Origin of the sequence: Thalassotalea litorea (genome assembly GCF_043642205.1) — a bacterium.
GTDB lineage: Bacteria > Pseudomonadota > Gammaproteobacteria > Enterobacterales > Alteromonadaceae > Thalassotalea_A > Thalassotalea_A litorea.
In genome coordinates, this window is the sequence record NZ_JBHZSG010000004.1 from 67,218 (window position 1) to 93,580 (window position 26,363).

Annotated in this window: 19 protein-coding genes; 10 read left to right on the forward strand and 9 right to left on the reverse strand. The window is 45.7% G+C overall.

Annotation, left to right across the window (positions count from 1 at the left end):
* Nucleotides 1-615: 615 nt before the first annotated feature.
* Nucleotides 616-2,325, reverse strand: a complete 1,710-nt coding sequence (locus tag ACHUFQ_RS03290) for a serine hydrolase (RefSeq protein WP_394172940.1) — start codon at nt 2,323-2,325, stop codon at nt 616-618.
* Between the two features lie 415 nt (nt 2,326-2,740).
* Here ACHUFQ_RS03290 and ACHUFQ_RS03295 point away from each other — a divergent pair, with 415 nt between their 5' ends.
* From ACHUFQ_RS03295 to ACHUFQ_RS03315, 5 genes are all read left to right on the forward strand, one after another.
* Nucleotides 2,741-3,163, forward strand: a complete 423-nt coding sequence (locus tag ACHUFQ_RS03295; protein WP_394172941.1) for a PH domain-containing protein — start codon at nt 2,741-2,743, stop codon at nt 3,161-3,163.
* Nucleotides 3,164-3,171: 8 nt separating this feature from the next.
* Nucleotides 3,172-3,384: a hypothetical protein gene (locus ACHUFQ_RS03300; protein WP_394172943.1), complete on the forward strand. Its 213-nt coding sequence runs from the start codon at nt 3,172-3,174 to the stop codon at nt 3,382-3,384.
* A 217-nt stretch (nt 3,385-3,601) separates the two neighbouring features.
* Nucleotides 3,602-4,036 (forward strand): GFA family protein, encoded by a 435-nt coding sequence (locus tag ACHUFQ_RS03305; protein ID WP_394172945.1) that lies wholly within the window; start codon nt 3,602-3,604, stop codon nt 4,034-4,036.
* Between the two features lie 47 nt (nt 4,037-4,083).
* On the forward strand, nt 4,084-4,452 hold the full coding sequence (locus ACHUFQ_RS03310; protein WP_394172946.1) for a SpoIIAA family protein: 369 nt from the start codon (nt 4,084-4,086) through the stop codon (nt 4,450-4,452).
* Between the two features lie 52 nt (nt 4,453-4,504).
* Complete coding sequence (locus ACHUFQ_RS03315) at nt 4,505-5,164, forward strand: cyclase family protein (protein ID WP_394172948.1); 660 nt, start codon at nt 4,505-4,507, stop codon at nt 5,162-5,164.
* Nucleotides 5,165-5,482: 318 nt separating this feature from the next.
* Here the strand turns inward: ACHUFQ_RS03315 and ACHUFQ_RS03320 are convergent, their stop codons facing one another.
* On the reverse strand, nt 5,483-7,060 hold the full coding sequence (locus ACHUFQ_RS03320; protein WP_394172950.1) for a di-heme oxidoredictase family protein: 1,578 nt from the start codon (nt 7,058-7,060) through the stop codon (nt 5,483-5,485).
* 240 nt (nt 7,061-7,300) lie between these two features.
* On the opposite strand from ACHUFQ_RS03320, the gene ypfJ reads away from it, so the two are divergent.
* The 4 genes from ypfJ (at nt 7,301) to ACHUFQ_RS03340 (ending at nt 11,399) form a co-directional block, all read left to right on the forward strand.
* Nucleotides 7,301-8,188, forward strand: coding sequence for a KPN_02809 family neutral zinc metallopeptidase (gene ypfJ, locus ACHUFQ_RS03325; RefSeq protein ID WP_394172951.1), 888 nt, complete (start codon nt 7,301-7,303; stop codon nt 8,186-8,188).
* Nucleotides 8,189-8,464: 276 nt separating this feature from the next.
* On the forward strand, nt 8,465-9,898 hold the full coding sequence (locus ACHUFQ_RS03330) for an MFS transporter (protein ID WP_394172953.1): 1,434 nt from the start codon (nt 8,465-8,467) through the stop codon (nt 9,896-9,898).
* Between the two features lie 157 nt (nt 9,899-10,055).
* Complete coding sequence (locus ACHUFQ_RS03335) at nt 10,056-10,391, forward strand: hypothetical protein (protein ID WP_394172955.1); 336 nt, start codon at nt 10,056-10,058, stop codon at nt 10,389-10,391.
* A 141-nt stretch (nt 10,392-10,532) separates the two neighbouring features.
* Nucleotides 10,533-11,399 carry an alpha/beta fold hydrolase gene (locus ACHUFQ_RS03340; RefSeq protein WP_394172957.1) on the forward strand — a complete coding sequence of 289 codons (867 nt, stop codon included), beginning with the start codon at nt 10,533-10,535 and terminating at the stop codon, nt 11,397-11,399.
* Between the two features lie 180 nt (nt 11,400-11,579).
* Here ACHUFQ_RS03340 and ACHUFQ_RS03345 read toward each other — a convergent pair whose 3' ends face one another.
* From ACHUFQ_RS03345 to ACHUFQ_RS03365, 5 genes are all read right to left on the reverse strand, one after another.
* On the reverse strand, nt 11,580-13,400 hold the full coding sequence (locus tag ACHUFQ_RS03345; protein WP_394172959.1) for an alpha-amylase family glycosyl hydrolase: 1,821 nt from the start codon (nt 13,398-13,400) through the stop codon (nt 11,580-11,582).
* Between the two features lie 79 nt (nt 13,401-13,479).
* Nucleotides 13,480-15,660, reverse strand: coding sequence for a 4-alpha-glucanotransferase (malQ, locus tag ACHUFQ_RS03350; RefSeq protein ID WP_394172961.1), 2,181 nt, complete (start codon nt 15,658-15,660; stop codon nt 13,480-13,482).
* Nucleotides 15,657-17,840 (reverse strand): glycogen debranching protein GlgX, encoded by a 2,184-nt coding sequence (glgX, locus tag ACHUFQ_RS03355; RefSeq protein ID WP_394172963.1) that lies wholly within the window; start codon nt 17,838-17,840, stop codon nt 15,657-15,659. The genes malQ and glgX overlap by 4 nt, the downstream gene beginning before the upstream one ends.
* On the reverse strand, nt 17,840-20,035 hold the full coding sequence (gene glgB, locus ACHUFQ_RS03360; RefSeq protein WP_394172965.1) for a 1,4-alpha-glucan branching protein GlgB: 2,196 nt from the start codon (nt 20,033-20,035) through the stop codon (nt 17,840-17,842). The genes glgX and glgB overlap by 1 nt, the downstream gene beginning before the upstream one ends.
* Nucleotides 20,036-20,254: 219 nt before the next feature.
* Nucleotides 20,255-22,711, reverse strand: coding sequence for a glycogen/starch/alpha-glucan phosphorylase (locus ACHUFQ_RS03365; protein ID WP_394172967.1), 2,457 nt, complete (start codon nt 22,709-22,711; stop codon nt 20,255-20,257).
* Nucleotides 22,712-23,155: 444 nt separating this feature from the next.
* On the opposite strand from ACHUFQ_RS03365, the gene ACHUFQ_RS03370 reads away from it, so the two are divergent.
* Complete coding sequence (locus ACHUFQ_RS03370; RefSeq protein ID WP_394172969.1) at nt 23,156-23,695, forward strand: NlpC/P60 family protein; 540 nt, start codon at nt 23,156-23,158, stop codon at nt 23,693-23,695.
* Nucleotides 23,696-23,801: 106 nt separating this feature from the next.
* Here the strand turns inward: ACHUFQ_RS03370 and ACHUFQ_RS03375 are convergent, their stop codons facing one another.
* Complete coding sequence (locus ACHUFQ_RS03375) at nt 23,802-24,788, reverse strand: hypothetical protein (RefSeq protein ID WP_394172971.1); 987 nt, start codon at nt 24,786-24,788, stop codon at nt 23,802-23,804.
* Nucleotides 24,789-24,895: 107 nt separating this feature from the next.
* Nucleotides 24,896-26,074 (reverse strand): MFS transporter, encoded by a 1,179-nt coding sequence (locus ACHUFQ_RS03380; protein WP_394172972.1) that lies wholly within the window; start codon nt 26,072-26,074, stop codon nt 24,896-24,898.
* Nucleotides 26,075-26,363: the final 289 nt, after the last annotated feature.

A 26,363-nucleotide genomic window follows, 5' to 3' on the forward strand; every position in this document is an offset into this window, starting at 1 on the left:
CTTCGCCGGTATGACGATTTGGGTGGACGCAAGCTCACGTCATTCCGGACTCCGATCCGGGATCTAAAAACCAGATACCGGCCTTCGCCGGTATGACGATTTGGGTGGACGCAAGCTCACGTCATTCCGGACCCCAATCCGGAATCTAAAAACAAGATACCGGCCTTCGCCGATATGACGATTTGGGAGGACGCAGACTTGCGTCATTCCGGACCCCGATCCGGAACCTAAAAACAAGATACCTGCCTTCGCCGCTATGACGACTTGAGAGGACGCAAGCTCGCGTCATTCCGGGCCTCGATCCGGAATCTAAAAACGAGATACCGGCCTGCGCCGGTATGACGATTTGGGTGGACACAAACTCGCGTCATTCCGGACTCCGATCCGGAATCTAAACCGGAATCTAAGAACCAGATACCGGCCTTCGCCGTTATGACGACTTGGGATAACACAAACTCGCGTCATTCCGGACTTCGATCCGGAATCTAAGAACAAGATACCGGCCGTCCATGGTCATACCCCTAAACCTGACAGCGGGAAGGTTTTGTCAGCTGCCGGCAGTCTTACCGAATCACCGACCAACAAAAGGCGATTCTTCGTCGACTTCCGCCCCCTTTAGTCGCCGCCCAGCGACAGGCGATTAAACACCATATCCCGATATGCATGATTATCGCGAATCTTGTCGCTAAACGGACGCAGGGTAAATCCGCTGACCTGTTGCTCGGCATCGACAATAAACTCAATAAAAGCCGGAGAGGCGGCATTGGAGTCGTCAAAATGGATAACGAAAGTGTGTTGATCAAACGGCGTTAGTTTACCTTTTAGGTTCCGCATTTTTTCAAACTCTATGCTAAGCTCGGACTGCTTGGTATCGTTTGCGGCTGATTTCGCCTCAGTGATATTTACGCCGCCGTACCAGATATCGGCAAAGGCGCCGGTATAGGCATTTTCTTCAAGGATTACCGTATTCGAGCCTTGTGGTATCGATAACTTTGCCAGATAACGTTGCTCTGCTTGTTGCTGATATTGATAAAAGTCTGCAATCCAATCGGTAGTATCTTTCGGATTTAAATAAGCGCTGAGAATTTCCTGCATCATCGCTCCACGGAGCGAACCATTGGAGCCATTGTTTAAGATAATAACGCCCAGTTCTTGTTCGGGAACCAAGGCCAGATACGCCTGCATACCCGATAACGTGCCGGTGTGGGAGATCACCTCTTCACCATACATATCATTTTTCCGCCAACCCAAGGCATAGGTTTTGAAATTGCTCTGATTGCGCTCAGCTTCCCGTTTCGACATCGAAAGAATCGTCTGAGAACGCCACATTTGCGCTAACTCTTTTTTCGAGAAAATAGCCTCACCTGCCGCGGTTTTTCCATCGTTGAGCAGAAGCTTTATCCATTCAGCCATGCCTGAGACATTACATACCAAACCACCGGCGGCCGCGGATACCGTCGCTCGCCCCTTTATCGCATTGCGATCGATGGCGTATAAATCTCCGGCAACATCGCCATGGGGGCGAGCAATATTATCCATGGCCGACAAAGGCATATCGCCTGCAAAACAGTTCATACCCAAAGGTGCAAAGATGCGCTGTTCAACAAAGTCTTCATAGGTGTGCCCAGAGATTCGCTCAATAATCTCTCCGGCAGTGATATAGAACACATTACTGTATGCATATTGACTGCGAAAACCGTATTTTGGGGTTAGAAACCTTAGGCTTTGAATCACTTCCTGGCGGCTAAAACCACTAGGTTCGGGCCAAAGCATACTATCACCAGCACCACTAACCAGACCGCTGCGGTGGATCAATAGATCCTTAATGGTGAACTCGTTGGTAACCCATGTCTCTTGCATTTTAAATTCAGGAATAATCTCAATTACCTTGTCGTCCCAGGTTATTTTCCCTTCATCAACCAAAATCGCCAGTGCTGCTGCCGTAAACGCTTTCGACGTCGATGCCAGTCGAAACAATGTATCCTCATCCACCCTTGCCGAACTCTCAAAATCCCGCAAGCCATAACCTTGTATATGGTCAATTTCACCACGATGGACAATCCCAATCGCCATTCCGGGTCCTGAAAAGGTCTCTATTGCCTGCTCAGCAAGCTGATTTAATTCCTTGGCTTCGATTGCCAGATAGGGCGAAGGGGTATCCGATGCCGATTGTGAAACACAGCCACTGACAGTTAATACGCATACAATGACAACCATAGCGGCGTTTGCAAATTTTTGATGGAGAAGCTTATTGAGCAAATTCATAACTTGAGCCTGACATTTAACCGATAACGTATCATGCATGAACCATATTGGATATTCCATACAGAACACTTAAAAGGGAATAACAAATTCTTAAATAACCGCTTTATTATCAACATTACGACTTCGATATCCGATAAATCCATTCCCGCCTTGCATCACAACGAATTGCCAACAATACTCAGTAGTTATGACGATGCTAAAGGTATTCTTTGCCTTAATGGCGTCGCCCAAAAGCAAGGTTGCTGTCACTATCTCAGATGTTTTTGACACCCGGTCAGGAGACTTATACCAATGACGATAAGCAGTGAGCTATGCATTGAATTGGCTTGAGCTTTCCTGAATAGCAGCGCCTGCATCAACGCTCGGCTGGCATTCTGAATGGTTCGCACTCCTATCGAAATTGGTGATATTGGTTTTCTAAGCTGAGTGCCCACCTCAGACTTACGAACATGTCACTGTGGGTTGGAGAGAGATAATGGCTGAAGAGCAAGAAGTCTGGCGAGGCACGCCTTCGCAAGTCATCAATATGGGTTCGTATATTCTGTTGGGACTATTTTTCTGGTTAGTGATCCCCCTGTTTATCATGCTCTGGAAGTGGTTGCAGGTTAAAAATATGAAGTATGAGCTCACCACTCAACGATTGCGCACCCATCATGGGGTTTTCAATAAAGAGATAGACGAGTTAGAACTCTATCGGATTCGCGATTATCGCCTTGATCAGCCATTCTTTTTGCGTATGTTCTCGAAAAGTAATATTGAAATGGCTACCTCAGATCGCACCCATCCGAAAGTAACCATTCGCGCCATTGATGATGCGGAAGAGATCCGCGAGAAACTCCGTACGTATGTTGAAGAATGTCGCACCCGCAAAGGTGTACGTGAATTTGATGTGGATTGAGGTGACGCATGACTAGCTTTCAAATTATCGTTCTAATTGTTGGTGTCTGCTTATTATTGCTTGGTGGATTTTCTGGTATTGCCATCTTTATCCGGGCCTTAAAAATCTCCGATAAATTTGGCGACGAAACCAATGTTGGCTCCCTCTGGGGGCTGTTTATGCTGGGTATTGCTGCCGGCTTATTACTCACCTGGTGGGCGTTAAAAACCACAGGGGGATAGTACAAAGCCGAAGACATCATTGACTCAACCAGTTAAGCATCATTAAATGGAATCTATTGAAAAGATATTAAGTCAATGAATCATAGGCAAAATACCATGGACGACAGTGATAATACCTTTCATTAATATAGAATGACTATATCAATGAAACCTATGTTGTAACTGAACCTCGGACCTAACTCTGAGTTGTGCACAAACTTAATGGGATTGGTATAACATGTTACTCGAAGGCAGTTGCCTGTGTGGCGGTGTCGCGTTTCAAATACGTACTTTTGGCAATAACATTGCCCACTGTCACTGCACCATGTGTCAAAAATTTCATGGTGCGGCCTTTAGCACATTTTTGCCGGTAAACATTGAACATATCACTTGGCGACAAGGCAACGCGTTGCTTCGTACCTACACCGCACACAATGGTAGTAAGCGGCAATTTTGCCAAAATTGTGGTTCCAGCCTTACCTTTCAATCGGCTAATACAAGCGATAGCCAATCTCTGGAAATTGCACTGGCAACCCTGAATGTACCGACTGCACCTACTGCAGCAAACCGAAAACTCCCTCAGCCCGATGCCCATGTACACACCAAGTCACAAGTGAGCTGGTACACCATTAACGATACCTTGCCGCAATATCCCGGTGATCGTGAAAGTTAAGTAATCAAACCTATACTAAAAACATAAATTCTTGCTGGAGATAAATCATGATCGAAGAGCTTCCCCAAAGTGATGGCAAATATTTCGGGGTGAAATTGTCAGGGCAATTGCAGTTCGACGAAGAGCGTAAATGGCTTAATGAACTGGATAAACGCATTAACGAGCATGGTAACATTCGAATTTTGTTGCAATTGGACGACGGCGCTGGCTGGGGACTGAAAGCCGGCTGGGAAGATATCAAGTGGGTCTTTCATCATATGAAACAAATTGAGAAGGTCGCCGTGATCTCGGATTCCAAGGTGTGGGAATGGCTGATAAAAGTCGACGCTGTGTTTGCCAAAATGGTGAATATTGACGAAAGTCACTTTTATCAGAACGAACAAGATAAAGCCTGGCAATGGTTAAAAGCGGATTAAGACCGTTCACTTGTCTCTATCAGCGGCTTAACAAATGGAGCAGGGAAGGGTGATGCAATTCATAGAACTTAGTCACACAATTTTTGAAGGGCTGGTCACATACAAGGGTCTGCCGGCGCCACATATCTGCGACTTTCTTAGTCGAGCGCAATCAAAACAACATTACCTTGAAGATACCAGTTTTGTGATCAGTGAAATCACACTGTGTTCAAACACTGGCACTTATATTGATACCCCATTTCATCGCTATGAAACGGGCAAAGATACTTCTGAGATACCCTTGTCACAACTTGCCAATCTCCCGGGCATCAAAATCGTAATTGAACCCAATATTCGTCCCATCGATGCGCGTTTTTTTCTAGACTTGCCCGATCTGAAAGGCAAAGCCGTGCTGATACAAACGAATTGGAGCCAACACTTCAACACTGAACGTTACTATCAGGGTCACCCTTATCTAACAAAAAACGCCGCCGAGTATTTGTTGGCGCAAGAGGTTGCTCTTGTGGGTATCGACAGTTTAAATATTGATGACACCGAGGATTTAAACCGCCCGGTTCATAGCATATTGTTGGCCAACAATATTCTTATTGTCGAGCATCTGAACAATCTCAATGCACTGCCTGAGCAACATTTTTTATTTACCGCAGCACCAGTGAAAATCAAAGGGGTAGGGACATTTCCGGTACGAGCCTTTGCCACTATTGATTCATAACTTTATTTGATAGTACCGCTCTCATGAACAATCAAAGCCTTGTCTAAGTACCTTTAAATTCTCACTGAGTGAGCAATAATTTAATGTGATTGGTATTATCCGTTGCTGGCGGATTACAAAGTGAAGTGTCACGCAATGTTTGAGGATTTAGGTTTAACGGCAAGGCAAATAGAGGGTACGGTACATAACCACGTACAACAACTGCTGAATACTTCTCATATGTACCGCACAAAACCGATAATGGGTGGCGGATGGCGCACTGACTGTGCGCTTGCTTCATATTAAAAGTGACGAAAATAATCCGTGTCACTAACCTGCCTAGTCGCCTTCAGCTGGCAGATACAACACCAAGTTATTCAAAAAAGCGAGAATAGCTTTACGATTAGATTCATTTAATCGAGTATAGCTTAGCTTTGAAGAATCTGCCTCTCCTCCATGCGCCAGAATCGCCTCTTCCAATGTCGTTGCTCGCCCATCATGAAGGTAAGGTGGCGTGCTACCGACACCCCACAATTCTTTAGTCATCCAAACCGATGCCCCAGTGCCCGTCTCATCGATATTCTCCGCAAGCTCAGGGCCCATGTCGTGAAGTTTTAAATCGCCATATAGGCGGACAATCACCTGACCTGACGCATCGGTTTCAAATGCTCCCAAATGCTTCACCAAGGTGTCATTAAGGACAATCTGGTTTTGAGGTTGATCACCGCGAATATCAAATCGAATCGCTTGTGCGTCACTAATCCCTAGCTGACCGCCTGGAAATATTGCATCCTTATACATGGGATTGTCGCTTGGTTCGCTGTACACAAACTTTTCTTCAATGACCATCGAAGGTTTGTGACAAGAACTACAGTCGACAGAATCAAATAACCTTTTGCCTCGCTTGATCTCACGACGTTGCGAAACACTTAAGGTTGGCAGCATTAATTGCTGCGCTAATGATGAACCACCGATGTCACCATATTGACGCCCTTCCAGAGTTTGACGTAACTCGTCTAGTTCTATCAGGCTAGTTGGTCTTGGTTGTGCAGCCAGATAAATGACCATCGCGGTAATATCCGCAATAGAGATTTCATTCACCACACCATCAAAGTCACCATCAATATCATCGCCGGTAAGCTCCACCGGATCCATGCCAAGTTCATTTTGAAACGCATCCCGAGAAAAATTACGGACACTTAACTCACTGCCTTTCCATTGAAAAGGGCGTACGATGAGGTCGTCTTTTACCCCCTGGCTTTGCACATCAATAGAAGGAGAGTTACATGGGGGGTCAACACGAACGGATCCAAAGTCCATGCCTTTAGTACTCAACGCTGCCTGCTGTTGCGATCCGGTTTCGCAGACCATAGCCAAGGTTTTAGCAACCTGGCCCTGCAATTCTTCGGTCATCTCTTCGGCTAACAACTGCAAACCCGCCATACCAAATACATGGGTTGTATTGCGCTGAATAAATTGTCCGGGTTGCCCCGTATGAAAAGGGTCACGAATGGCATTAAATACCACGGCACCGCCGCCATTGCCACCGCCGCCGATAATATTGGCGCCGGCATGACAATCACTACAAGCTGCGGCATTAGGCCCTGTTTTGCGTCTGGGAATGGTATTGGACCAGTTAAATAAATCTGCCCGTGGCACCCGGGTCAGACGACCGCCATCACCAACGTTCATGCCTCCGCCGTCAAGTGCGTTAAAACTAAATCCAAATAATTCATCGCCACACTCAAATATATCGATGAAAACTCCCGAATCTAACGATTCATCACAATGTTCGATAATCCCTTTATTGAGACTGGAAAGATACTCAAGAGAATTTTCCTGAGCCTGCGTAAATGTTGAAAGAAAAGTTATTCCTGGAAGAGCAAACGCGTAAAATATAGCGCGAAAAATTGCCATAGTGCACCTCATAGCTGAATCACCGATGCTTGATCGCCAATAACAACACAGGGCGAAAAACGACTGCACAATTTTTTATCTAAACCACTTCTAACTATAAAAGAGTCTTGCCCTCTTGCTAAATGCAAATGCAAACAATTTGCATTTAAATAACCATGAAGCGACTTTACTATTTGGGAGATTTTCTTGCTCCTGCGCCCACAACTGCTAGATTTTAGAACAGGCGGTGGAGGTAAGATTATGCGCTGGGAAGATAAACGTAAGAGCAGCAATGTAGAAGACAGGCGTGGACAGCAAGTGGCCGCCGGTGCCGGTATTGGCGCTTTGTTATTCCGCTTTCTCCCTTTTCTGATCCGCAGTAAATTAGGGCGTACCTTACTTATTGTTGGCGCCGTAGTGTTTTTTGGCAGTCGCTTTCTGGGGGTTGATGTCGCGCCTGGATTGTCTTCAGGAGGAGGATCTCAACAGCCCGTACAATTAACCGAGGAACAACAACGTATGGGCGATTTTGTCGCCGTTATCCTCGCCGATACCGAACAGACCTGGCATGACATTCTTGGCCAACAGGGTATTACCTATCGCGAACCCAAACTGATTTTATTTACCAGCCAGGTTAATTCCGCCTGCGGCATGGCTAGTGCGGCCGTCGGTCCGTTTTATTGCCCCGGTGATGAACAGGTATATATTGATCTGTCCTTTTACGAAGACCTTAAAAATCGTCATGGTGCCCCTGGGGACTTCGCTCAGGCCTATGTGATCGCTCATGAAATTGGCCATCATGTGCAAAATATCCTGGGCACCTCAGAAAAAGTACATCGAGTGCAGCAAATGGGCTCTAAAGTCGAAGGCAATAAAATGTCGGTAAAATTAGAGCTTCAGGCAGACTGTTACGCAGGCGTTTGGGGGTATCATGCCAATACCGAACGGCACATGCTCGACTCAGGAGACTTAAATGAAGCCTTAGTGGCGGCATCTGCAATTGGCGATGATCGCCTGCAAAAACAAGCAACCGGGCGGGTCACCCCAGATAGTTTCACTCATGGTTCTTCGGAGCAACGGGTGGCCTGGTTCAAGCGTGGCTTTGAAAGTGGCGATATCAGTCAGTGTGATACTTTTTCCGGAGGTTGATAACGATCAGGCCCCTTTATCCCGCAAATATAACAAGCTTTCGGTCCCTTTGTCATGAATACGTATGCAATAATTTGTCAGCGTTGCCTTGACCACGTAATTTGCTCACTTATACATTAACAATATTCATTCATAGTGCGGTCGATTTGCGCAAAGAGTGGCTAAGACATTCATCTGAGCAGTATCGACAAGGCAAGCAGCGCCGAATCGCAATTGCGCCAAAATGATAAAGATAATTTTCGATACGCACAGGAAAGAACAACAAGTGAGCCTTTCATGTTAACCATGCAAAAAAACCTAAGCCGGTCGTTTTATGTCCTGCTCAGTTTACCGTCGACGGCAATGGGGTTTGCCCTGTCAATCCAAATTGCAGCACTTAGTTGGCTACTGAATACCCAATACGGGCTAGATATTCATGAAGTAGGATTGGTTTGGGCCGCAGGTCCAATCGCCGGCATTTTAGGCCAGGTCATTATCGGTATTATCAGCGATAAGGTTTGGTTTTGGGGAGGTCGACGCAGACCGTTTATCATCATTGGTGGTGTACTCGCCGGGATGATGTTGCTGGCGCTTCCGAATATCGATATTGTCTCCAGTGCTCTGGGTATGGACGGCTTGCTAGGTATCGCTATCATGATCGCGCTGACACTAGATCTTTCGATTAATGTCAGCATGAACCCTACACGCTCAATCATTGCCGATGTTACCCCGCAAGGTGAGCAGCGCACCCAAGGTTACACCTGGATGCAATTGATTTCCGGTACCTTCGGCATGATGGCCTATGCTATCGGTGCGACCTTAGGTAACTATGTGCTGATCTATCTGGGTGCGGCGCTGGTATTTTTGTTAGCCGTGATCCCGCCATTTTTTATTACTGAACCTAAAGAGTTAACCGATAGCGAAGACGGTAGTGAAAAATCTGCCATTGGCGTTAAAGAAATCCTGATTAACATTAAGCCGCTTTGGGGATTTTTAATTTACGATGTTTATGCCCTGTTTATTAAACTTGCGGGCATTAAAACCAATCACTATTGGGTAGAAATTGCCTGTCTTGTCCTAACCGCCTATTTTGTTATCACCACCTTAATTCCATCGGAACAGGGTAAATGTGAGGAAGAAGCCAATCGCATCGGCTTTCGAAAAGTACTTGCTGCCCACTCCTTTAGCTGGATTGGTATTCAATCCATGTTTGTATTCTTGTTTGCCTTCTTGCAGGATAAGATGCCAGGCATTGGTGATGATGAATTGGGTAAAATCATCAACTTAAGCTTTTTGGTACTCAATGGTGTCGCTGCTATTCTGCCAGCTTTGGTGCTGTTGCCACTAACCCGTTCTTATGGTCTGGTGCGCGTGCATACCGTATGTATCGCAACCATGGCGATGGGCTATTTCGGCGTCGTTCTGTTTGGTGACAATGAATATATGCTGTATGGATTAATGGCGTTTTTGGGCATAGGTTGGTCGGCGGTGATCTCATTAGCATTTGCCATTATGTCAGAGAAAATCGATCAATCTCGCATGGGAAGTTACATGGGGCTATTTAATCTGTCGGTTGTGATCCCACAATTAGTGGTAAGCCTTGGTGTTGGCCTGGCAGTTTCGCAAGCAGACGATAAAGGCCTGATTTTTATCATCAGTGCGGTGAGTTTATTGATTTCTGCCATCGCCTGGATGCGAGTGGGTGAGATCAAGCCCAAAGCGCTGAGTTAATACCAATCAAGGTCGGCGATGTAGTTACTGAACCGGCCTTGAAATTTCAGAGCACCTCCTCCAACATCAATCCGTTGAACTATAATGATGCCACCGAATAATTACCTCATCTGGAACTCGCTGGCATTGACTCTGGTTGCGAGTGATTGGTCTGAACATGAATCGATTGGTTATTATGCAACTGGTTTTTGCGGTTTTCTTATACGGGTGCTCGACTGCAAATCCAGGAATTTTTGTTAGCTCTAGCTATATCGCTAATCCAGATAAAGCGGCTCAGTTTCTCGGTGAGGTGCAAGGCGAGTCAAGGCAGAGATGGATTTTATATTTGATTCCTATGGGCGAGGCCCCTTCAACCCAGCAGGCAATTATAAACGCCAAGCAGCAAATATCTGGGACACGTTTCCTTGCCGATGTTTCGATAGATGATCGCACCGAGTGGGGCTTTGGATATAGCGAACAAATAATCATTGTTAATGCTCAGGCATATCGATAATTCACGCATAAAAATGCGTTTATCGCCATCGCTCAGCTTAAATTATCGGGTTAATCAAAATACTGGTCAGATGAGTGATTGCTTTGTCGGCCTGTTTGCCGTTACCATGATTCCTCGTTTAACCTGACGAGATATTGCACAGTGACTTTTTCTAACCCAAAATCCTTTCCCGCATTACCTGAAAACGCCAGTTACCAGTTTTACGGTGGCAATGGCCCAGATCTGCACTTTTATCACGCCAATGGATTTTCAAGTATTACCTATCAGCCATTTATCGAGGCTTTGACCCAGTCATTTAGTGTATCCGCGCTCGACTCTCGCGCTGTCTGGCCGAATATTGGTACCCCACCAAAAACTCGGGAATGGCATGTCTACGCAAAAGATTTAATCGCATTTATTGAGCAACATTACCAACAACCCATCATCGCAGTGGGGCACTCGCTTGGTGCCAGCGCTACTATTTATGCTGCCAACATGCGACCAGACTTATTTAGAGCATTGGTATTGATTGAGCCAGCGATGTTAAAGCGCAGTATGGCAACCGCCATTCGATGGATGCCCGATTCGGTGTTAAAACACATCGACCCAGTGAAAACCACACTGAACAAGCAGGACCGGTGGTCTTGCCGGAACAGTTATCGAGAATATTGCCAGCAGCGACGCAGCTTTAAACGCTTTCACCCAAAAAGCTTTGAAGCCTTTGTTGAACATTCGGTGATAGATGATGGTGACGAGGTCACATTGAGATTCCCTAAAGATTGGGAGGCTCATAACTTTTCGCAGCCCCCTTATATGCTAAAAGAAATATCTAAATTATCGGTGCCAACTGTGGCGGTAAGAGGCAAGCCTAACGTGTTTTTTAGCGATGAAATCTGGCAGAAATGGCAGGCCTGTCAACCAAATGCGGTGTTTTTAGAAGATATCAAACATGGTCATTTACTGCCTTTGGAGAACCCCGATAGCTGTTATCAATTGATTCTACAAGGCATCGAAAAACTTAAACTTTAGCATTGGCTGCGGGTAGCCAATTGTTACAGGCATCGATGCAATCGTTTGCCGTGAGTCAAAAACCTAAATCCACCGATATCGCTACTAAATGCTGCCAATTAGTGCGATATCGAAGGGATAAAGCGAAAAAAGAACCTAACGTGTAATCAGATACTTTTTTAGCCGACAAAGGATAAACGTTTATTGGCTAACATTTGTACTGTCAGCTTTATAAATGGCAAAGCTTAGCGGTGCTAAATGAATCATTACCTGACCGTCTTCCTCAGTTTTATCCTTGGCAAGAACGATCGGTTCATAACCGGCAAACGGCATTTTAAATGTCTGTTTTTGCTTCTCTAATGCGGTATTAAATACCACCAAATATTGTTCAGTCTCTGTGGTTCGGGTAATGGCAAAAATGCCCGGAGTATCCTGAGAGTATAAAGTTTCCTGCTCACTAATGCGCAATCCCGGGTGGTATTGATAGATACTCGCTAGATACGCCAAATCTTTATACAGAATATGTTCCTGATCAAAATTAGCATCCGCGGTAGTGGCGCTGGTACCTAATAGATCATCGTCATTATAAGAGAGTACTTTCGATGGCATCATATCCTGACGGGAATCGCGATCATGGCCATCACCGACAAAGCCTTGTTCATCCCCATAGTAAACCACCGGGATACCACGGGAAAAAAACATCATCGCATTGGATAGTTTAATGCGCGCTAAAGCCTCGGATTCGCTCATATCAGGATGCTTGCTCTTCAATAGATAGGCAAAGCGGCCCATATCATGATTACCGGTAAAGTTAACCAACATGCTGGCATCGGAATCGTCATCTTTGTAAAAACTGTCGGCCTCAAATAATCTGGCGAGGACGTCAGTACCCTGTTGATCCACTAACGTGGCCTGAACCGCACTTTGAAAGCCAAAATCGAGAATCGATTGCAAGTTACCAGTGGTAGTAAATTGGCTTAAATATTCAGGATCTGCAGAATATACTTCGCCAAACATAAAGAAGTTTGGGATCCCTTGTGTTTTTGCATGGGCGAGTAATGCTGGCGAAAACTCTTGCCAGAACTCGATATTTACGTGTTTTACCGTGTCAATTCTAAAGCCGTCCGGTTTAAATTCGGTGATTACATCTTTGAAGATATCGATCATCCCCTGAACGACGTACGGATTGTCGGTATCGATATCGTCAAGACCGGCAAAGTCGCCATAAACTGCGCTTTCCCCTTCCCAGGTGCTATCCCCCTGATTGTGATAATACTTGCTTTCATTTAACCAGGCCGGGACCTTAATATCCTCACTGCCCGGCATGACAAATGGAGTGTATGTATCACCGGCGGCGACCTGCGCCAGAGTTTTGTAATCACACAGACCAACGGTTTCACCTAACCATTGTTTACCGTCTTCACCATGACACTCTTTGTATTTAATCACGTCAGCACTATGGTTAGCGATGATGTCAAAAAATACTTTAATATTGAGCTTATGTGCCTCTTCAATAAAGGTTTTTAGTTCTTCATTGGTTCCCAAATGCGGGTCAATTTCCGTGAAATCGACAACCCAATAACCGTGGTAGCCACTGCCATCGTGCTGTACCGCCTGATTACGCATTATCGGCGTCATCCAAATCGAGGTAATGCCCATATCATGCAGATACGGAAGTTTGTTTTGCAAACCTTTCAGGTCGCCACCGTGGTAATAACCCGTGTCTGTTTGATCAAAGCCGCCCCGTGACTCGAGCTTAGTCGCTGAACCATTGTCATTATTGACATCGCCGTTATCAAAACGATCCGGCATAACAAAATAAAACACTTCATCACGTGCATCACGTTGCTGGTATGGTGCCAGATTCTGCGCCGATACCTTGTGCCATTCAACAGCTGGTGAAGATTCAATAATATCAACCGTTTCACTTTTTTCTGACGAACAGCCGGCCAAAGCCGCCGTGACGATACCAGCCATTGCCAGCGTTATTGAGTGTTTTATTACCTTGGTGTTACCTAACATTATCCCTCTCCCCATCGAGTTCAATGTAACCATACAAACGAGCCCGGACAATGAACCGGGCTCAAAGCTAATTGCGCACCTAACCCTTAGGGCGCTCTTTGTTCATCACATCCACCAGATTATGCATATCGATATGCTGCCAGAATTCTTCAATCGTGACCGGCATACGACGACGCCAGTTAGGATGTTCATCAACCGTGCCTGGAATGTTCACTTGTTCATTTAAGCCAAGCGCATCTTCCAAAGGCACCAATAAGATCCGGCTAGGTGCTTTCGCCAGAAAAGCCTGCACCGCACGTGATAAGGCATTGTTCATCGTCGCAGGTGCCAGACTCGGAAATTCATCCGCGTGCAATACCCCTTCATGCTCTAATGCGGCTAACAGTTGCTCACGATCGCTCACACGAGAGTTACGCTCGTCCTGACCCATTTGCTCATTAGGATACAGATTTAACTCCTGACGCCATTTCAGGTCATTGCCTGTCCACCAACCTGACATGGTTGATAAATCATGGGTCGAAACCGTCACCATAGATTGTTCAGGATAAATTTCTGGACGGAAAAACAAACCAGAATCCCAACGTTCGAAAAACAATACCTTATAGGATAGCAAGCCAGCTTCTGCCATGATCTCACCGAAACCATCAGGCACGTTCCCTAAGTCTTCACCAATAACCACACACTGGTTACGGCGCGATTCTAGTGCAATAATGCGAAAGATTTCATCGAGCGGAAAGGTGATATAGATACCCTCATGCGCTCCCATTCCAGGTGCAACCCAGTACTGACGCATTAAACCCAGTACGTGATCGATGCGCAGCGCGCCGGCATGACGCATATTGCTGCGCAGCGCTTTAACGAGCGGTAAATACCCTTGTTCTTGCAAGGCAACCGGATTAATCGGGGTTAACCCCCAATCCTGGCCTAACGTATTCATCGCATCAGGTGGCGCGCCTACCGCAGCACCGGATACATAGCTATGTTTGTCCGCCCATACTTCAGCACCACTGCCATCACAACCAACAGCCAGGTCCATATATAAGCCCACCGGCATATCATTGGCTTTCGCCGAGCTTGCTGCTGCGCCGATTTGGCAATCCGCTAACCACTGCAAAAACTGGAAGTAACCGATGCGTTCTGCATGCTCAAGCTTAAACTGTTCAACTTCCGGGCTGTGTGGATCCTGATATTCGATTGGCCACATTTTCCAACCATAGGCGTGAAAATCGATTTTTCGAAAATGCTCGTAAAGGGCGTCAAAGGTTGCCAGTTCAAATAAATCGTCACCCATTTCATCACAAAATTCCTGATATAGGGCGGCGATATCGCTAGATTTACCAATATGCTCACTGATAAAGTCCTGATACAGCAGTTCAAGCACCTGGTATTTCAAATGCGCGGCATGGGGATAGTCGATAAACGTCTGGCTATTGGCCTGCACCACCTGCTGCTGAAAATCTTCACTGTTGACCACATCCTGTGCGGCGGCACAGGTGGCGAAGTTTGGCACTGCGGTTACATCAATATAAAGCGTATTTAAGAAGCAACGACTGGTTGGTGAATAAGGACTGATATGACCCGGGTTATTCGGATATAGGGGATGCAATGGGTTTAGACCTATTGCCGTCACGCCGCGTTTTGCCGATTGCTCAACCAGACTTTTCAGATCCCCAAAATCGCCCATACCCCAACTATTTTCAGACTTTAATGAATATAGCTGTGCGGCCAATCCCCACATGCGATAATCCGCAGCTTCATTCGGGCTGTAACAGGTTTTGGGCGCGACAATTAAGTGTCCGGCAGAATTTAATCCATCAAGTTCGATAGAAAGCTGATGATAACCTTCTTCTATGTGCGGCAATACCAAAGTTAATTTTTGATAAACGACACCGTCAATATTCTGCTCATCAACTTTTTCCAGCGCTTGCAAAGATTGCTCACCGGTCAGGACTTCTCCGCTTTCAAGAGTGATGGTCCATTGGATTGATTGCTCAATGTCTACCGTTTCAACACTTAAGGTCACTGAATGCTTTGCGGCTTCAGACTTCACCATAGACATAGCGGGTAAAAGGGTTAACCAGGATTTATTTTTCAATTCCTGGGCGCTGGCCAAAATGGCCTGGTCCGAGCTTAATTCGTAACCCATCGCCTGTAGCAATGACTGTAAAGCCTGCTGATTAGCGTGAACCATGTTGCCATAACAATCCTTATAACTAGGATGAAAACCGACAACATCGGCTAACTGTTGTAAAGGCGTCATAAATTTAATTCCTGAGTATCATATTGGCTGTAAGTTAGCACCGAGCAACTGTAAGCAGCGACGTCGATTAAAGCCGTTTCTATTGGCTGTTGACTATCGGCGTTCAGTTTGCAGGCGAGACTGTGCTCTGGCTCGGCGGTATTGATAATGCGAGTCCAGCGACCCGGTAATTTAGGTAGCTGGAATCGACTAATATGTTTATGAGCGTTAAAGATAACCAATAACGCATCGTCCTGGACTCGATCCTGAGTCGTGTTGGCGTCAAACACATCGGTTTCGGCCAACATCATGGCAAAGCACTTAAGAGCGCTGTTGTGCCAATTGTCCTCTGCCATAGGAACCCCATGGCAGTTAAACCAGCTCAGATCCTGCAGTCCGGTTTTCGCGGATACTTTAAGTCCGTGCTGGTAATTTAAACGGTTTAATAACGGGTGTTGCTTACGCAATTGGATCAACTTTTGTACAAACAAAAGCTGCTCATGATCGGCAACGCCTTGTTCTGACTCCGGATCAGATAAAAACTGCCAGTTCAACCAGGTCATATCGTTGTCCTGACAATAGGCATTGTTGTTGCCCTGTTGACTGTGATTGACTTCATCACCACCAAGTAGCATTGGTGTGCCCTGGCTCAAAAATAACGTGGCAAGAATGTTGCGTTTTTGCTGCTGTCTGAGGAGATTGATTTCGCGATCCGACGTTTCGCCTTCAACGCCATAGTTACGACCATAGTTATGGCTATGGCCATCACGATTGTCTTCACCATTGGCGTGATTATGACGCTCTTCATAGGTGACAATATCATGCAGGGTATTACCATCATGGCTAGTTACCATATTAATACTGGCATAAGGCCGGCGACCATGATGTTCAAAAATATCGGCGCTACCATGTAACCGACGGGCAAGCTCAGGGATCATACCTTCATCACCACGCCAGAAACGGCGCACGGAGTCGCGAAAGCGATCATTCCATTCCAGCCAGCTACTGGGGAACTGCCCCAGTTGATAGCCACCATGGCCAATATCCCATGGCTCAGCGATCAATTTCACATTCGCTAAGGTGGGATCCTGACGCAGTGCCGCAAAAAAGCTGGCGTGCTGATAAAAGCTATCATTGCCCTGATAATCTTTGCGGCCCAGAATCGGTGCCAGATCAAAGCGAAAACCGTCAACCCCCATAACATCAACCCAGTATCGCAAGCTATCCATTACCAGCTGTAACACTCTGGGGTGGGTTAAGTTTAAGGTGTTACCACAACCAGAATGATTGATATAAAAGCGTTTATCTTCCTCTTCTAAACGGTAATAACTTAAGTTATCGATGCCTTTAAAACAGTAGGTTGGTCCTAAGTGATTGCCTTCTGCGGTGTGGTTGTAAACCACATCCAAAATCACCTGCAATCCGGCCTGATGAAAGTTGTCCACCATTTGCTGGAACTCTTCAAGCTGGTTTTGATAACAATACCTTGGCTCCGGTGCAAAAAAGGCAATGGAGTTGTAACCCCAGTAATTTTTCAGGCCTTTTTCATGCAAAAAGGCTTCATCAAAAAAACCCTGTACCGGCAATAACTCAATACTGGTTACGCCCAATTCCTTAAAATACTGAATCGATTCCGGTTGTCCGAGGGCTTTAAACGTGCCACGCATCTCGGCATCAATATGCGGATGCTGTTTGGTAAACCCTTTCACATGGGCTTCATAAACAATCGTGTCGTTATCCGCAACGTAGACATGATTATCAAGACCTTTGAGGGTCGGACTCACCACACACTTAGGCATGACATCGCTATTATCACGATGATCAATAATCAAATCCTGTTGCCGGCTTTCTAAATCATAACCATGGTGTTTTTGCGACCAGGTAAAACTGCGGCTCAACTGTTTGGCATAAGGGTCAATTAGCAGCTTGGCCGGGTTAAATCGGTGTCCGGCATTCGGGTTGTAAGGACCATGTACCCGATAACCATAAAAACAACCGGGTTTAATATCCGGCAAATAAATGTGCCAGACTTCGTCGGTATACTCGGTTAACGCAATCCGTTCCAGTTCCTGCTCGGTTTCAACATCAAACAAGCATAATTCAACCTTTGTGGCGTGGGCGCTAAATAAGGCGAAGTTGGTGCCCTGACCATCAAAGGTGGCACCGAGGGGATAAGGTCGACCGGATCGGAATCTGTGCATTAGCCCTGGATCTCAAATACTAGGGTTGCTAAAGGCGGCACGGTTATCTCAATTGACTGCGGGAAGTCCTGCCATGGTGTATTACTGGCAACAACCGACCCATGGTTACCAATATTACTGCCGCCATAAATGCCGGCATCGGAATTGAAAATTTCCTTATGCTCACCGGCAACGGGTGTTCCCAGGCGAAATTTATGATGTACGCTTGGGGTAAAGTTTACCACCACAAGTACCGGATTGGTCCCTGCTTCACCGTAGCGCACATAACTGAAAATGGATTGTTCGCTATTTTGATAATCGACCCAGTCAAAGCCTTCATGTTGGCAGTCTTGCTGATGCAAAGCCGGGGTCGATTTATACAATCCGTTCAAATCCCGGATCAGTCGCTGCACCCCCTGATGTGGCTGATGGTCAAGCAAGTGCCAATCCAGAGATTGCTGATAGTTCCATTCATTTTGCTGACCAAATTCACAGCCCATAAACATCAATTTTTTGCCTGGATGGGTCCACATAAACCCGTAATAGGCGCGCAGATTTGCAAAACGTTGCCAGTCATCGCCCGGCATACGCGCAAGAATGGAACCTTTACCGTGCACAACTTCATCGTGACTTAACGGCAAGACAAAGTTTTCATCAAAGGCATACACTAAGCCAAAGCTGATTTCATTGTGGTGAAATTTACGATGAATTGGCTCTCGCCCTATATATTGTAGGGTGTCATTCATCCAACCCATATTCCATTTAAAGCCAAAGCCCAGGCCGCCCATATCGGTCGGCTTGGAAACACCCGGCCAGGAAGTTGATTCTTCGGCAACCGAAAATGCGCCCGGGTAGTCGGCGTATAACTCTTCATTAAAGCCTTTGAGGAAATCTACGGCTTCGAGATTTTCATTACCACCAAACTCATTGGCCACCCATTCGCCATCTTTACGCGAATAATCCAGATATAACATCGACGCCACGGCATCCACTCGGACACCGTCAACATGGTAATTATCCAACCAATGCATGGCACTGGCGCGTAAAAAGTTAGCAACTTCGGTACGGCCATAGTTATAAATCAGGGTGTTCCAATCAGGATGGAATCCTTTGCGTGGGTCCTCATGCTCATACAAACAGGTACCATCAAAGCGTACTAAACCATGATCATCAACCGGGAAATGTCCTGGCACCCAATCAATCAAAACTCCCAGACCTGCCTGGTGGCATTGATCAATAAAAACCTTAAAGTCTTCCGGGCTGCCAAATCGTGCGGTAGGTGCAAACAAACCAACAGGCTGATAGCCCCAGGAACCATCGAAAGGGTATTCACTAACAGGCATTAACTGAATATGAGTAAAACCAAGATCCTGAACATATGGGATGAGCCGCTCGGCAATTTGTTGGTAATTTAAAAATTCATTATTTTCATCACGTTGCCAGGAGCCAAGATGGACTTCATATATACTGATCGCCGCGTGACGATTATTCATCGCCTCTCGGGTTGTCATCCATTGCGAGTCTGTCCAGGCAAAGGCTTGTTCAGCATTAATTACCGACGACGTATCTGGGCGATATTGCGCCTGAGCCCCCATCGGGTCTGCTTTTAATGGCAATAAATTGGCTTCACTGTCTTTGACTTCAAATTTGTAGTGACAGCCAGCTTGTACGGGGTGGCGAGCACTATGATGAGGGATAAATATCTCCCATATGCCACAGTTGAGTAATTTACGCATCGGGTGGCAGCGACCATCCCAATCGTTAAAATCACCAACGACAGCAACATGGCTGGCGTTCGGTGCCCATACGGCAAAACTGACACCAGCAACACCTTCATGCTCAATACCGTGTGCACCGAGTTTTTGATATAAATGCTTATGGCGTCCTTCGACGAAAAGATAGATGTCCATCTCACCGAGTACACAGCCAAAAGAGAAAGGGTCATCAATCACCCGCTTGGTGTCGCCCGCGGTGACTTGTAACTGATAGGCAAATGCTTTTTTACGGCGGGTGGTTTTATGGAATAACCCCTGTTCACTGGCTCGCTCCAGTTCGCAGATCACCTTACCGGATGCTTTATCCAGCACAGCAACGGTTTCGGCCCAGGGAATAAATACATTGAACTGTAAGTAGCCTTTTTCATTGGTATGCATACCAAGAAAAGCAAAAGGGTTTGAATGCTGTGCGTTACTCAGCGCCTGATTATGTTCATGCATTATTCACTGTTCCTTCAATTTATTGACGGTTACTTCAATAGCGACCGTTTATTCAGTTTAATCAACCTATTATGTTACGCATTATTATTTGGCTGATACAACAAAAGCCTCAGTAAATTAATACTAAGGCTTTTGACAAACAGCGTTCATACCAATTCTGATTCGTCATGGTATGCATTCACCGCTTACCCACAACCGTTTGCGGGCAAATAGCGATAACTACTTAAGCGGTGTTAATTTCCAAATATTGTTCACATAATCTTCAATGGAACGATCGGATGTAAACTTGCCCATCTTCGCCGTATTTAAAATTGCCATGCGTGCCCAGCGTTTGGTGTCTTTGTATGCGACATCAAGTTCTGTTTGTGCTTTGGCATAATCCGCATAATCGGCAAGTACGCGATACGGGTCACCACCTTCGAGCAAACTATGTGCAATCGCCGCAAGTTCACCCGGCTTACCCGGTGTGAAGAAATCACCCCGTAGCCAATCAATAACTTCTTTTAGCTCTTCATCGGCGTGGTAGAAATCCCAAGGATTGTAACCTTCCACTTGCATCGCTTTGATCTGATCGACGGTATTACCGAAAATAAAGATATTGTCATCACCAACTTCTTCGGCAATTTCAACGTTCGCACCATCAAGTGTGCCGATCGTAACCGCACCATTTAGCGCAAGCTTCATGTTACCCGTACCCGAAGCCTCTTTACCTGCGGTAGAGATTTGCTCAGAAACATCGGCAGCTGGAATGATTTTTTCTGCCAGCGTTACCCGGTAATTGGGCATAAACACGATTTTCAGTTTGCCCTGGATGCGCGTGTCATTATTGATGCGCTCAGCGACCTTATTGATCGCATAAATGATTTCTTTAGCCAGGTAATAGCCAGGCGCCGCTTTCGCACCAAAGATAAATACCCGAGGCTGCATATCATAATCTGGATTTTCCAGAAGACGACGGTATAGGCCAAGAATGTGCAAGAAGTTCAGATGCTGACGCTTGTACTCGTGCAAACGCTTGATCTGGACGTCAAAAATTGCATCGGCACTGACTTCGATACCCGTCAGACTTTTAATTTCAGCGGCCAGTTTAAGCTTGTTTTCATGCTTGATGTCCATGAATTTCTTCTGGAATTTAGCATCGTCGGCATATTCACTCACCGCATTTAAGCTGGACAATTCTTTCGCCCAGTCTTTTTTCACAACCGTATCCAGCAGCTTGGATAGTTTAGGATTACAGGCTTTTAACCAACGTCGTGGCGTAACACCATTAGTGACATTGGTTAATTTACCCGGATACAGGGCATTAAACTCAGGGAACAGATCAGATTGCACCAGATCCGAGTGAATCTGTGCCACACCATTCACCTTAAACGAGGTAACAACACAAAGGTGTGCCATGCGGACCATTTTCTGCTGGCCTTCTTCAATGATCGACAGTTGAGCACGCATTTGTACATCACCCGGCCACATACGCGCCACTTCATTATTTAAGAACTGCTCATTGATGGCATACAAAATTTCCAGGTGACGCGGTAATACGCGTTCAAACATGGCAACTGCCCATTTCTCCAGCGCTTCTGGTAGTAACGTGTGGTTGGTATAAGCAAATACCTGACGACACATTGCCCAGGCGTTGTCCCAGCTAAAGTCATAATCGTCCATTAGCGTGCGCATTAGCTCAAGAATGGCGATAGTTGGGTGAGTATCGTTTAATTGTATGACAACCTGATTGGCAAATTCTGACCAGTCGTCGCCGTATTGTTTCTGATAACGCTTGATGATGTCTTTGATTGAACAGGCACAGAAAAAGTATTGCTGAATAAAACGTAACTCTTTACCCGCTTCGGTTTCATCATTTGGATATAAAACTTTGGAAATCGTCTCTGCCTGATTTTGTGCACTGTGTGCATCCTGATAATCACCAGCATTAAACTGGTCCCAGTCAAAATGACTACAGGCACGGGACTCCCATAAACGCAACACGTTTACCGTTTTTGAGTTGTAACCGACAATCGGCACATCCCATGGAACCCCTTTGATGATTTGCCCAGGGTGCCAGATTTTCTTAACACTGCCATCAACCTGAGTCTGGGTTTCTACTGAACCGAATAACGGGATCTCCTGAACCGCTTCAGGACGACATACTTCCCATGGGTTGCCATACTCACGCCATTCATCCGGCGTTTCAATTTGACGACACTCGTGAAACTGCTGTTCAAACAAGCCATGCTGGTAATGGATACCGTACCCTACAGCGTTGTAATCCAGGGTTGCTAAAGAATCTAAGAAACAAGCGGCAAGGCGACCCAAGCCACCATTACCTAACGCCAAATCGTGGCCTTCTTCGAAAATATCTTCCAGCTCAAACCCTAAATCAGCAACCGCTTTGTTCGCAACTTCAAACAAGTTCAGGTTATGCAGGTTATTGGAAAGCATACGCCCCATCAGATATTCAAGGGATAGGTAATTTACACTGCGGCTTTGTTGTTCGGTATGAGCGGCATTTGTTTCCTTAAGCTTTTCATAAACCACTTCATTCACTGCCAGACACACAGCACGTAAAACGGCCGTTGGATTGTCCTGAAAATCGACTTCACTGGAAGTGAAATTCAAATGATGAAGAACCTTGGTTTTGAATTGCGCCGCGGTTAACGGTTTTTTCGTTGCTGTCGCCATAATAAAACGTTTCTCTTTAAGTAATCGAATCTGTCCAGCGTTAGGACGATAATTCAGTCATAACAAATTCAATTGCAACAACTGCTTAATTTTCAGGCAAAATTATAATTCTGGCTGTAAGTGTCGTTAATTTAAGCTTTGGGAGCAAACATCTGCATACGTATGTATTGCATTTAAGTGTTGCATACGTATGCAGAATCTCAACCCGGGTACCCCATAAACCCCACGTAGTGTCTGGTTCCCAAGACCAGTCTGCGATATTGTTCAGAAACCCACAGGCACGATGTCTCAACCCGGTTCCTGATATTTATCACACTACCACTTAGTTAAGTTAGATGTTTGAATTTAAACAACAAATGAATAATTTTCAGCTAAGGATTGATAGCCTCTCAAGAGTTTGAAACACTTAGGTATTGTAACTTATGCTAAGTCGAGCAATGACCCATGAAATCTATTCGTTTTTTTAGTTTTTCCGCGTTTCTGGCGCTTTCCTCATTCAACGTCTGTGCAAACGACGGCGATACTGCATTGCCAGCGGCTGACAAAATAATCAATGCGGCGATGCCCTGGGAAAACCAATATTTTCGTAAAGACCAAATGGAGCAGTGCATGAATTGGACCCGGGAAGTTCTGGTACAAGCCTGCGGTTCAGAATTTGCCGCTTTGGAAACTATGGATCCCTGGGATAAAGCACTTCTCGGTGCAGAAGATTTACTTTTACCTGAACATGCGGATTCTCTGGCAAGTGAAGAATTTGGTCGTCGAATTAATCGCATTGACGCTTTACTTCCTGGCGATATCGTCTTTTTAAAAAATACCTATGGAGACTGGGCAGACGGGGTGATTACCCATGTGGGTATTGCCACGGGATCGGGCAAGTATATTCACCGCGGTACGGTTAAAACCTCATTAGTACTCAATCAGGACATTCCCAAAGATAAATTTGTTGCCGGGTTGCGCCTTGATGAGGCGCTTTGCAAATAAGAAGGGATTAAAATCTTATACCAATCACTCCCTGAAGCAACTCGTGAACAGCGATTTCAACCTCATTTAGCTACAGGTATTTGGCAAAGACAATCTCTAATCTTGGCTATTCAATGGCCCAATGACTGCATTCATTCGCAACATACTCGGTTTGATTCCACGCCATCTTTTCGATATCCGTAGCCAGCTCAGGCGTGTGAATGCGCCAGAGTGAAGCATTCGGGCCTGCGTAGCGTATAAACTCATTCAATTGTTCGACACTTAACACTTTATCTTCGTGGGATACGATGTGCCATACCGGCTTAGTTGCGCCCAATGTCTGATATTCACAATCTCCAAGCGCTATGGTCTCCTTTATTTGATTCGTCAGCCCCCACTTTTCCACATAGGTTTGTGGCATATGAAAATCTGCATATTGATCGATAATATCAATGGCCATACCATGATCTTTTGGATTACCCCAGGAAGTTACACCAAGTAAGAAAGAGGCATCGGTATCGCCAGCATTAACGGCGTCATTGAGCGCATCACGATGTGCTTTCATAATGGTTTCCAGTGCGTCAGGATTATGATCAAACTCGACTTCGATATCCATAACAAAGCCTTGATAACCGATAGCGATGGCCGCCTCTAGCATATCAACCTGAACGGCGGTGTTACCGATATCATTGTAGGTCCAGGCCCAAGGTTCGATACCCATGTTCTTATAATACTGCAGATTCGAAGGTTCACAGGCATCTTGCCATACACCGCAGCTGACACCTGCATCGGTGAAGGTTATGGCATTGTCTTCATAGAAATAATTAATGTCGTGAATTTTGATAAAAACACGTTTTACCCCAAGATCTGCCAAATACTTAGCCATCGATTGATGATCACCTTTTACCAACCCGGCTTCATCGATATACCACAGCCAGACACCGAGTTTATTTTCCGCAACCGCAGTCACAGTTTCTTGATTTTCTGGCTGCGTTACCACGGGAGCAGGGGCAGCGGGCTTTGAGTCACCTGAGCCGCCGCAGCCAACTAAGGAAAGACTGAAAAAGGCACAGAATACAAATACTATTGCGGGGATTATTGTTATTTTCTTCACGACCATTTCCGATAAAAAATTAAGATAGGTTTAAGCTATCGGAATTCGTCGACTGAAGGCAGTTAGAAGCTATCGGTTGATGCGATAGCTATCTGATAAATTTAGCATTATTTCAGTTTCTTGGTTGCCAGGTGGCAGCAGGCCAGACTCAATACCATGGCTGCGGCACCGAGGGCAATGACATGATTTTGAGTATAATAAGTCAGAATAAATCCTGCGACCGGTGGACCCGCCACCAACCCGAGTTTAAAAGCGCTAATGCAAAACACAATTAATCGTCCGGATTTATCGCTGTCATTAAAAATGGCCATCATAATTGGCACCACAAAGCTCCAGAATATCTGATAGATCATCGTCGCTATCGCGTAAATTATCCAGGCGAACGACTCATTCATTAACATGAGCGCACTAATACAGCCTAGCTGCAACGCCAGCGTCATATACAAAGAGGTAGTTCGACCAAATTTATTTACGACAATTCCTGATAACCAGGAACCGAGCGCGCTAATGCCAAAGCCAACCGACAATATTAGGCCAATATCCGATCTACTAATGCCATGGGCATCGCCGATTCGCTCCAAATGTGCCCAGATCATGCCTTGCGCAAAGTAATAACAAACAATGGCAAAGAAGATTAACGCTACCGGAGAAAAGTGAATGTTGGTTAATGGGGAGGAGGAAGTATCGGTTCGTTTGTTTTTGGGAAAGTGCCAGACCACCAAACCTAAGGTGATCAGCAGACTGATATTGAAGAATTGAAAAATCCCGGCTAAGCTCCAGTTTTCAATAACCCAGGGCAAAATGGCAAATCCTAACGTGCCATAGATAACCTGCAGCGTAACTGCATCGCCAAAGGCTTTATCACTGTTATCTTTATCGCCTAATGCCGCAAGGGCGATGGCATAACTCACTCCACAACATAAACCGGCAATAAATCGACACAGTAAAAGGTAGCTGTAATCGCTAAGCTGAGCGCTAATAGCGTTGCTAACAATAAAGCCGACTAGAGTGATGACCACGACCGGCTTCCAGGAAACATTACGAACCCATAAAAATGCCGAAGCACTGGATATCAGAATTCCCGCCACGTCCGCTGACGTTAGCCAGCCAACCTGCTGGATAGTGAAATGGCCGGTATCAGAAAATGCACCAAGAATAAGTGGCATTAACGTGGTAACAGCGGCGCCCATCATGGCGACCCAGAGCAGGGCAAAATAACCCATTCGCTCGGACCAATTAGCTGTCTTATTAGCAATCTGGCTAGGTTTTATTGTTATTGATGTCATGATTGCCTCAGGATTGTTGACCCGATAATAACCGGATTGAGCAAAGGCTTGCACCCCTATTTGGGTATAGGAGGAAAGGTACTACTAATCGATTGTATGTTCTCGGCAATTGAATCGATTGTCAGTTCTCGGCAATTGCTCCATGCATTGCTCTAATAAATTACGTCCATGTAACGACAGACACAATCGACATACCTACATCCATGCAAGCAGCTAACCGGGCATACATTCGTCCATGAAATAAGGGCCCGAAGGCCCTTTGAAAAAACAACTTCTAAGGAGTCTCTTA

Bases quoted from the DNA above. Each gene is read 5' to 3' on its own strand.
- malQ (WP_394172961.1), bottom strand. From the start codon at position 15,660: ATGACGCCTTTACAACAGTTAGCCGATGTTGTCGGTTTTCATCCTAGT.
- ACHUFQ_RS03330 (WP_394172953.1), top strand. From the start codon at position 8,465: ATGTTAACCATGCAAAAAAACCTAAGCCGGTCGTTTTATGTCCTGCTC.
- ACHUFQ_RS03335 (WP_394172955.1), top strand. From the start codon at position 10,056: ATGAATCGATTGGTTATTATGCAACTGGTTTTTGCGGTTTTCTTATAC.
- ACHUFQ_RS03380 (WP_394172972.1), bottom strand. From the start codon at position 26,074: ATGACATCAATAACAATAAAACCTAGCCAGATTGCTAATAAGACAGCT.
- glgB (WP_394172965.1), bottom strand. From the start codon at position 20,035: ATGCATGAACATAATCAGGCGCTGAGTAACGCACAGCATTCAAACCCT.
- ACHUFQ_RS03315 (WP_394172948.1), top strand. From the start codon at position 4,505: ATGCAATTCATAGAACTTAGTCACACAATTTTTGAAGGGCTGGTCACA.
- ACHUFQ_RS03370 (WP_394172969.1), top strand. From the start codon at position 23,156: ATGAAATCTATTCGTTTTTTTAGTTTTTCCGCGTTTCTGGCGCTTTCC.
- ypfJ (WP_394172951.1), top strand. From the start codon at position 7,301: ATGCGCTGGGAAGATAAACGTAAGAGCAGCAATGTAGAAGACAGGCGT.
- ACHUFQ_RS03290 (WP_394172940.1), bottom strand. From the start codon at position 2,325: ATGGAATATCCAATATGGTTCATGCATGATACGTTATCGGTTAAATGT.
- ACHUFQ_RS03305 (WP_394172945.1), top strand. From the start codon at position 3,602: ATGTTACTCGAAGGCAGTTGCCTGTGTGGCGGTGTCGCGTTTCAAATA.
- ACHUFQ_RS03320 (WP_394172950.1), bottom strand. From the start codon at position 7,060: ATGGCAATTTTTCGCGCTATATTTTACGCGTTTGCTCTTCCAGGAATA.
- ACHUFQ_RS03365 (WP_394172967.1), bottom strand. From the start codon at position 22,711: ATGGCGACAGCAACGAAAAAACCGTTAACCGCGGCGCAATTCAAAACC.
- ACHUFQ_RS03310 (WP_394172946.1), top strand. From the start codon at position 4,084: ATGATCGAAGAGCTTCCCCAAAGTGATGGCAAATATTTCGGGGTGAAA.
- ACHUFQ_RS03345 (WP_394172959.1), bottom strand. From the start codon at position 13,400: ATGTTAGGTAACACCAAGGTAATAAAACACTCAATAACGCTGGCAATG.
- ACHUFQ_RS03300 (WP_394172943.1), top strand. From the start codon at position 3,172: ATGACTAGCTTTCAAATTATCGTTCTAATTGTTGGTGTCTGCTTATTA.
- glgX (WP_394172963.1), bottom strand. From the start codon at position 17,840: ATGCACAGATTCCGATCCGGTCGACCTTATCCCCTCGGTGCCACCTTT.
- ACHUFQ_RS03295 (WP_394172941.1), top strand. From the start codon at position 2,741: ATGGCTGAAGAGCAAGAAGTCTGGCGAGGCACGCCTTCGCAAGTCATC.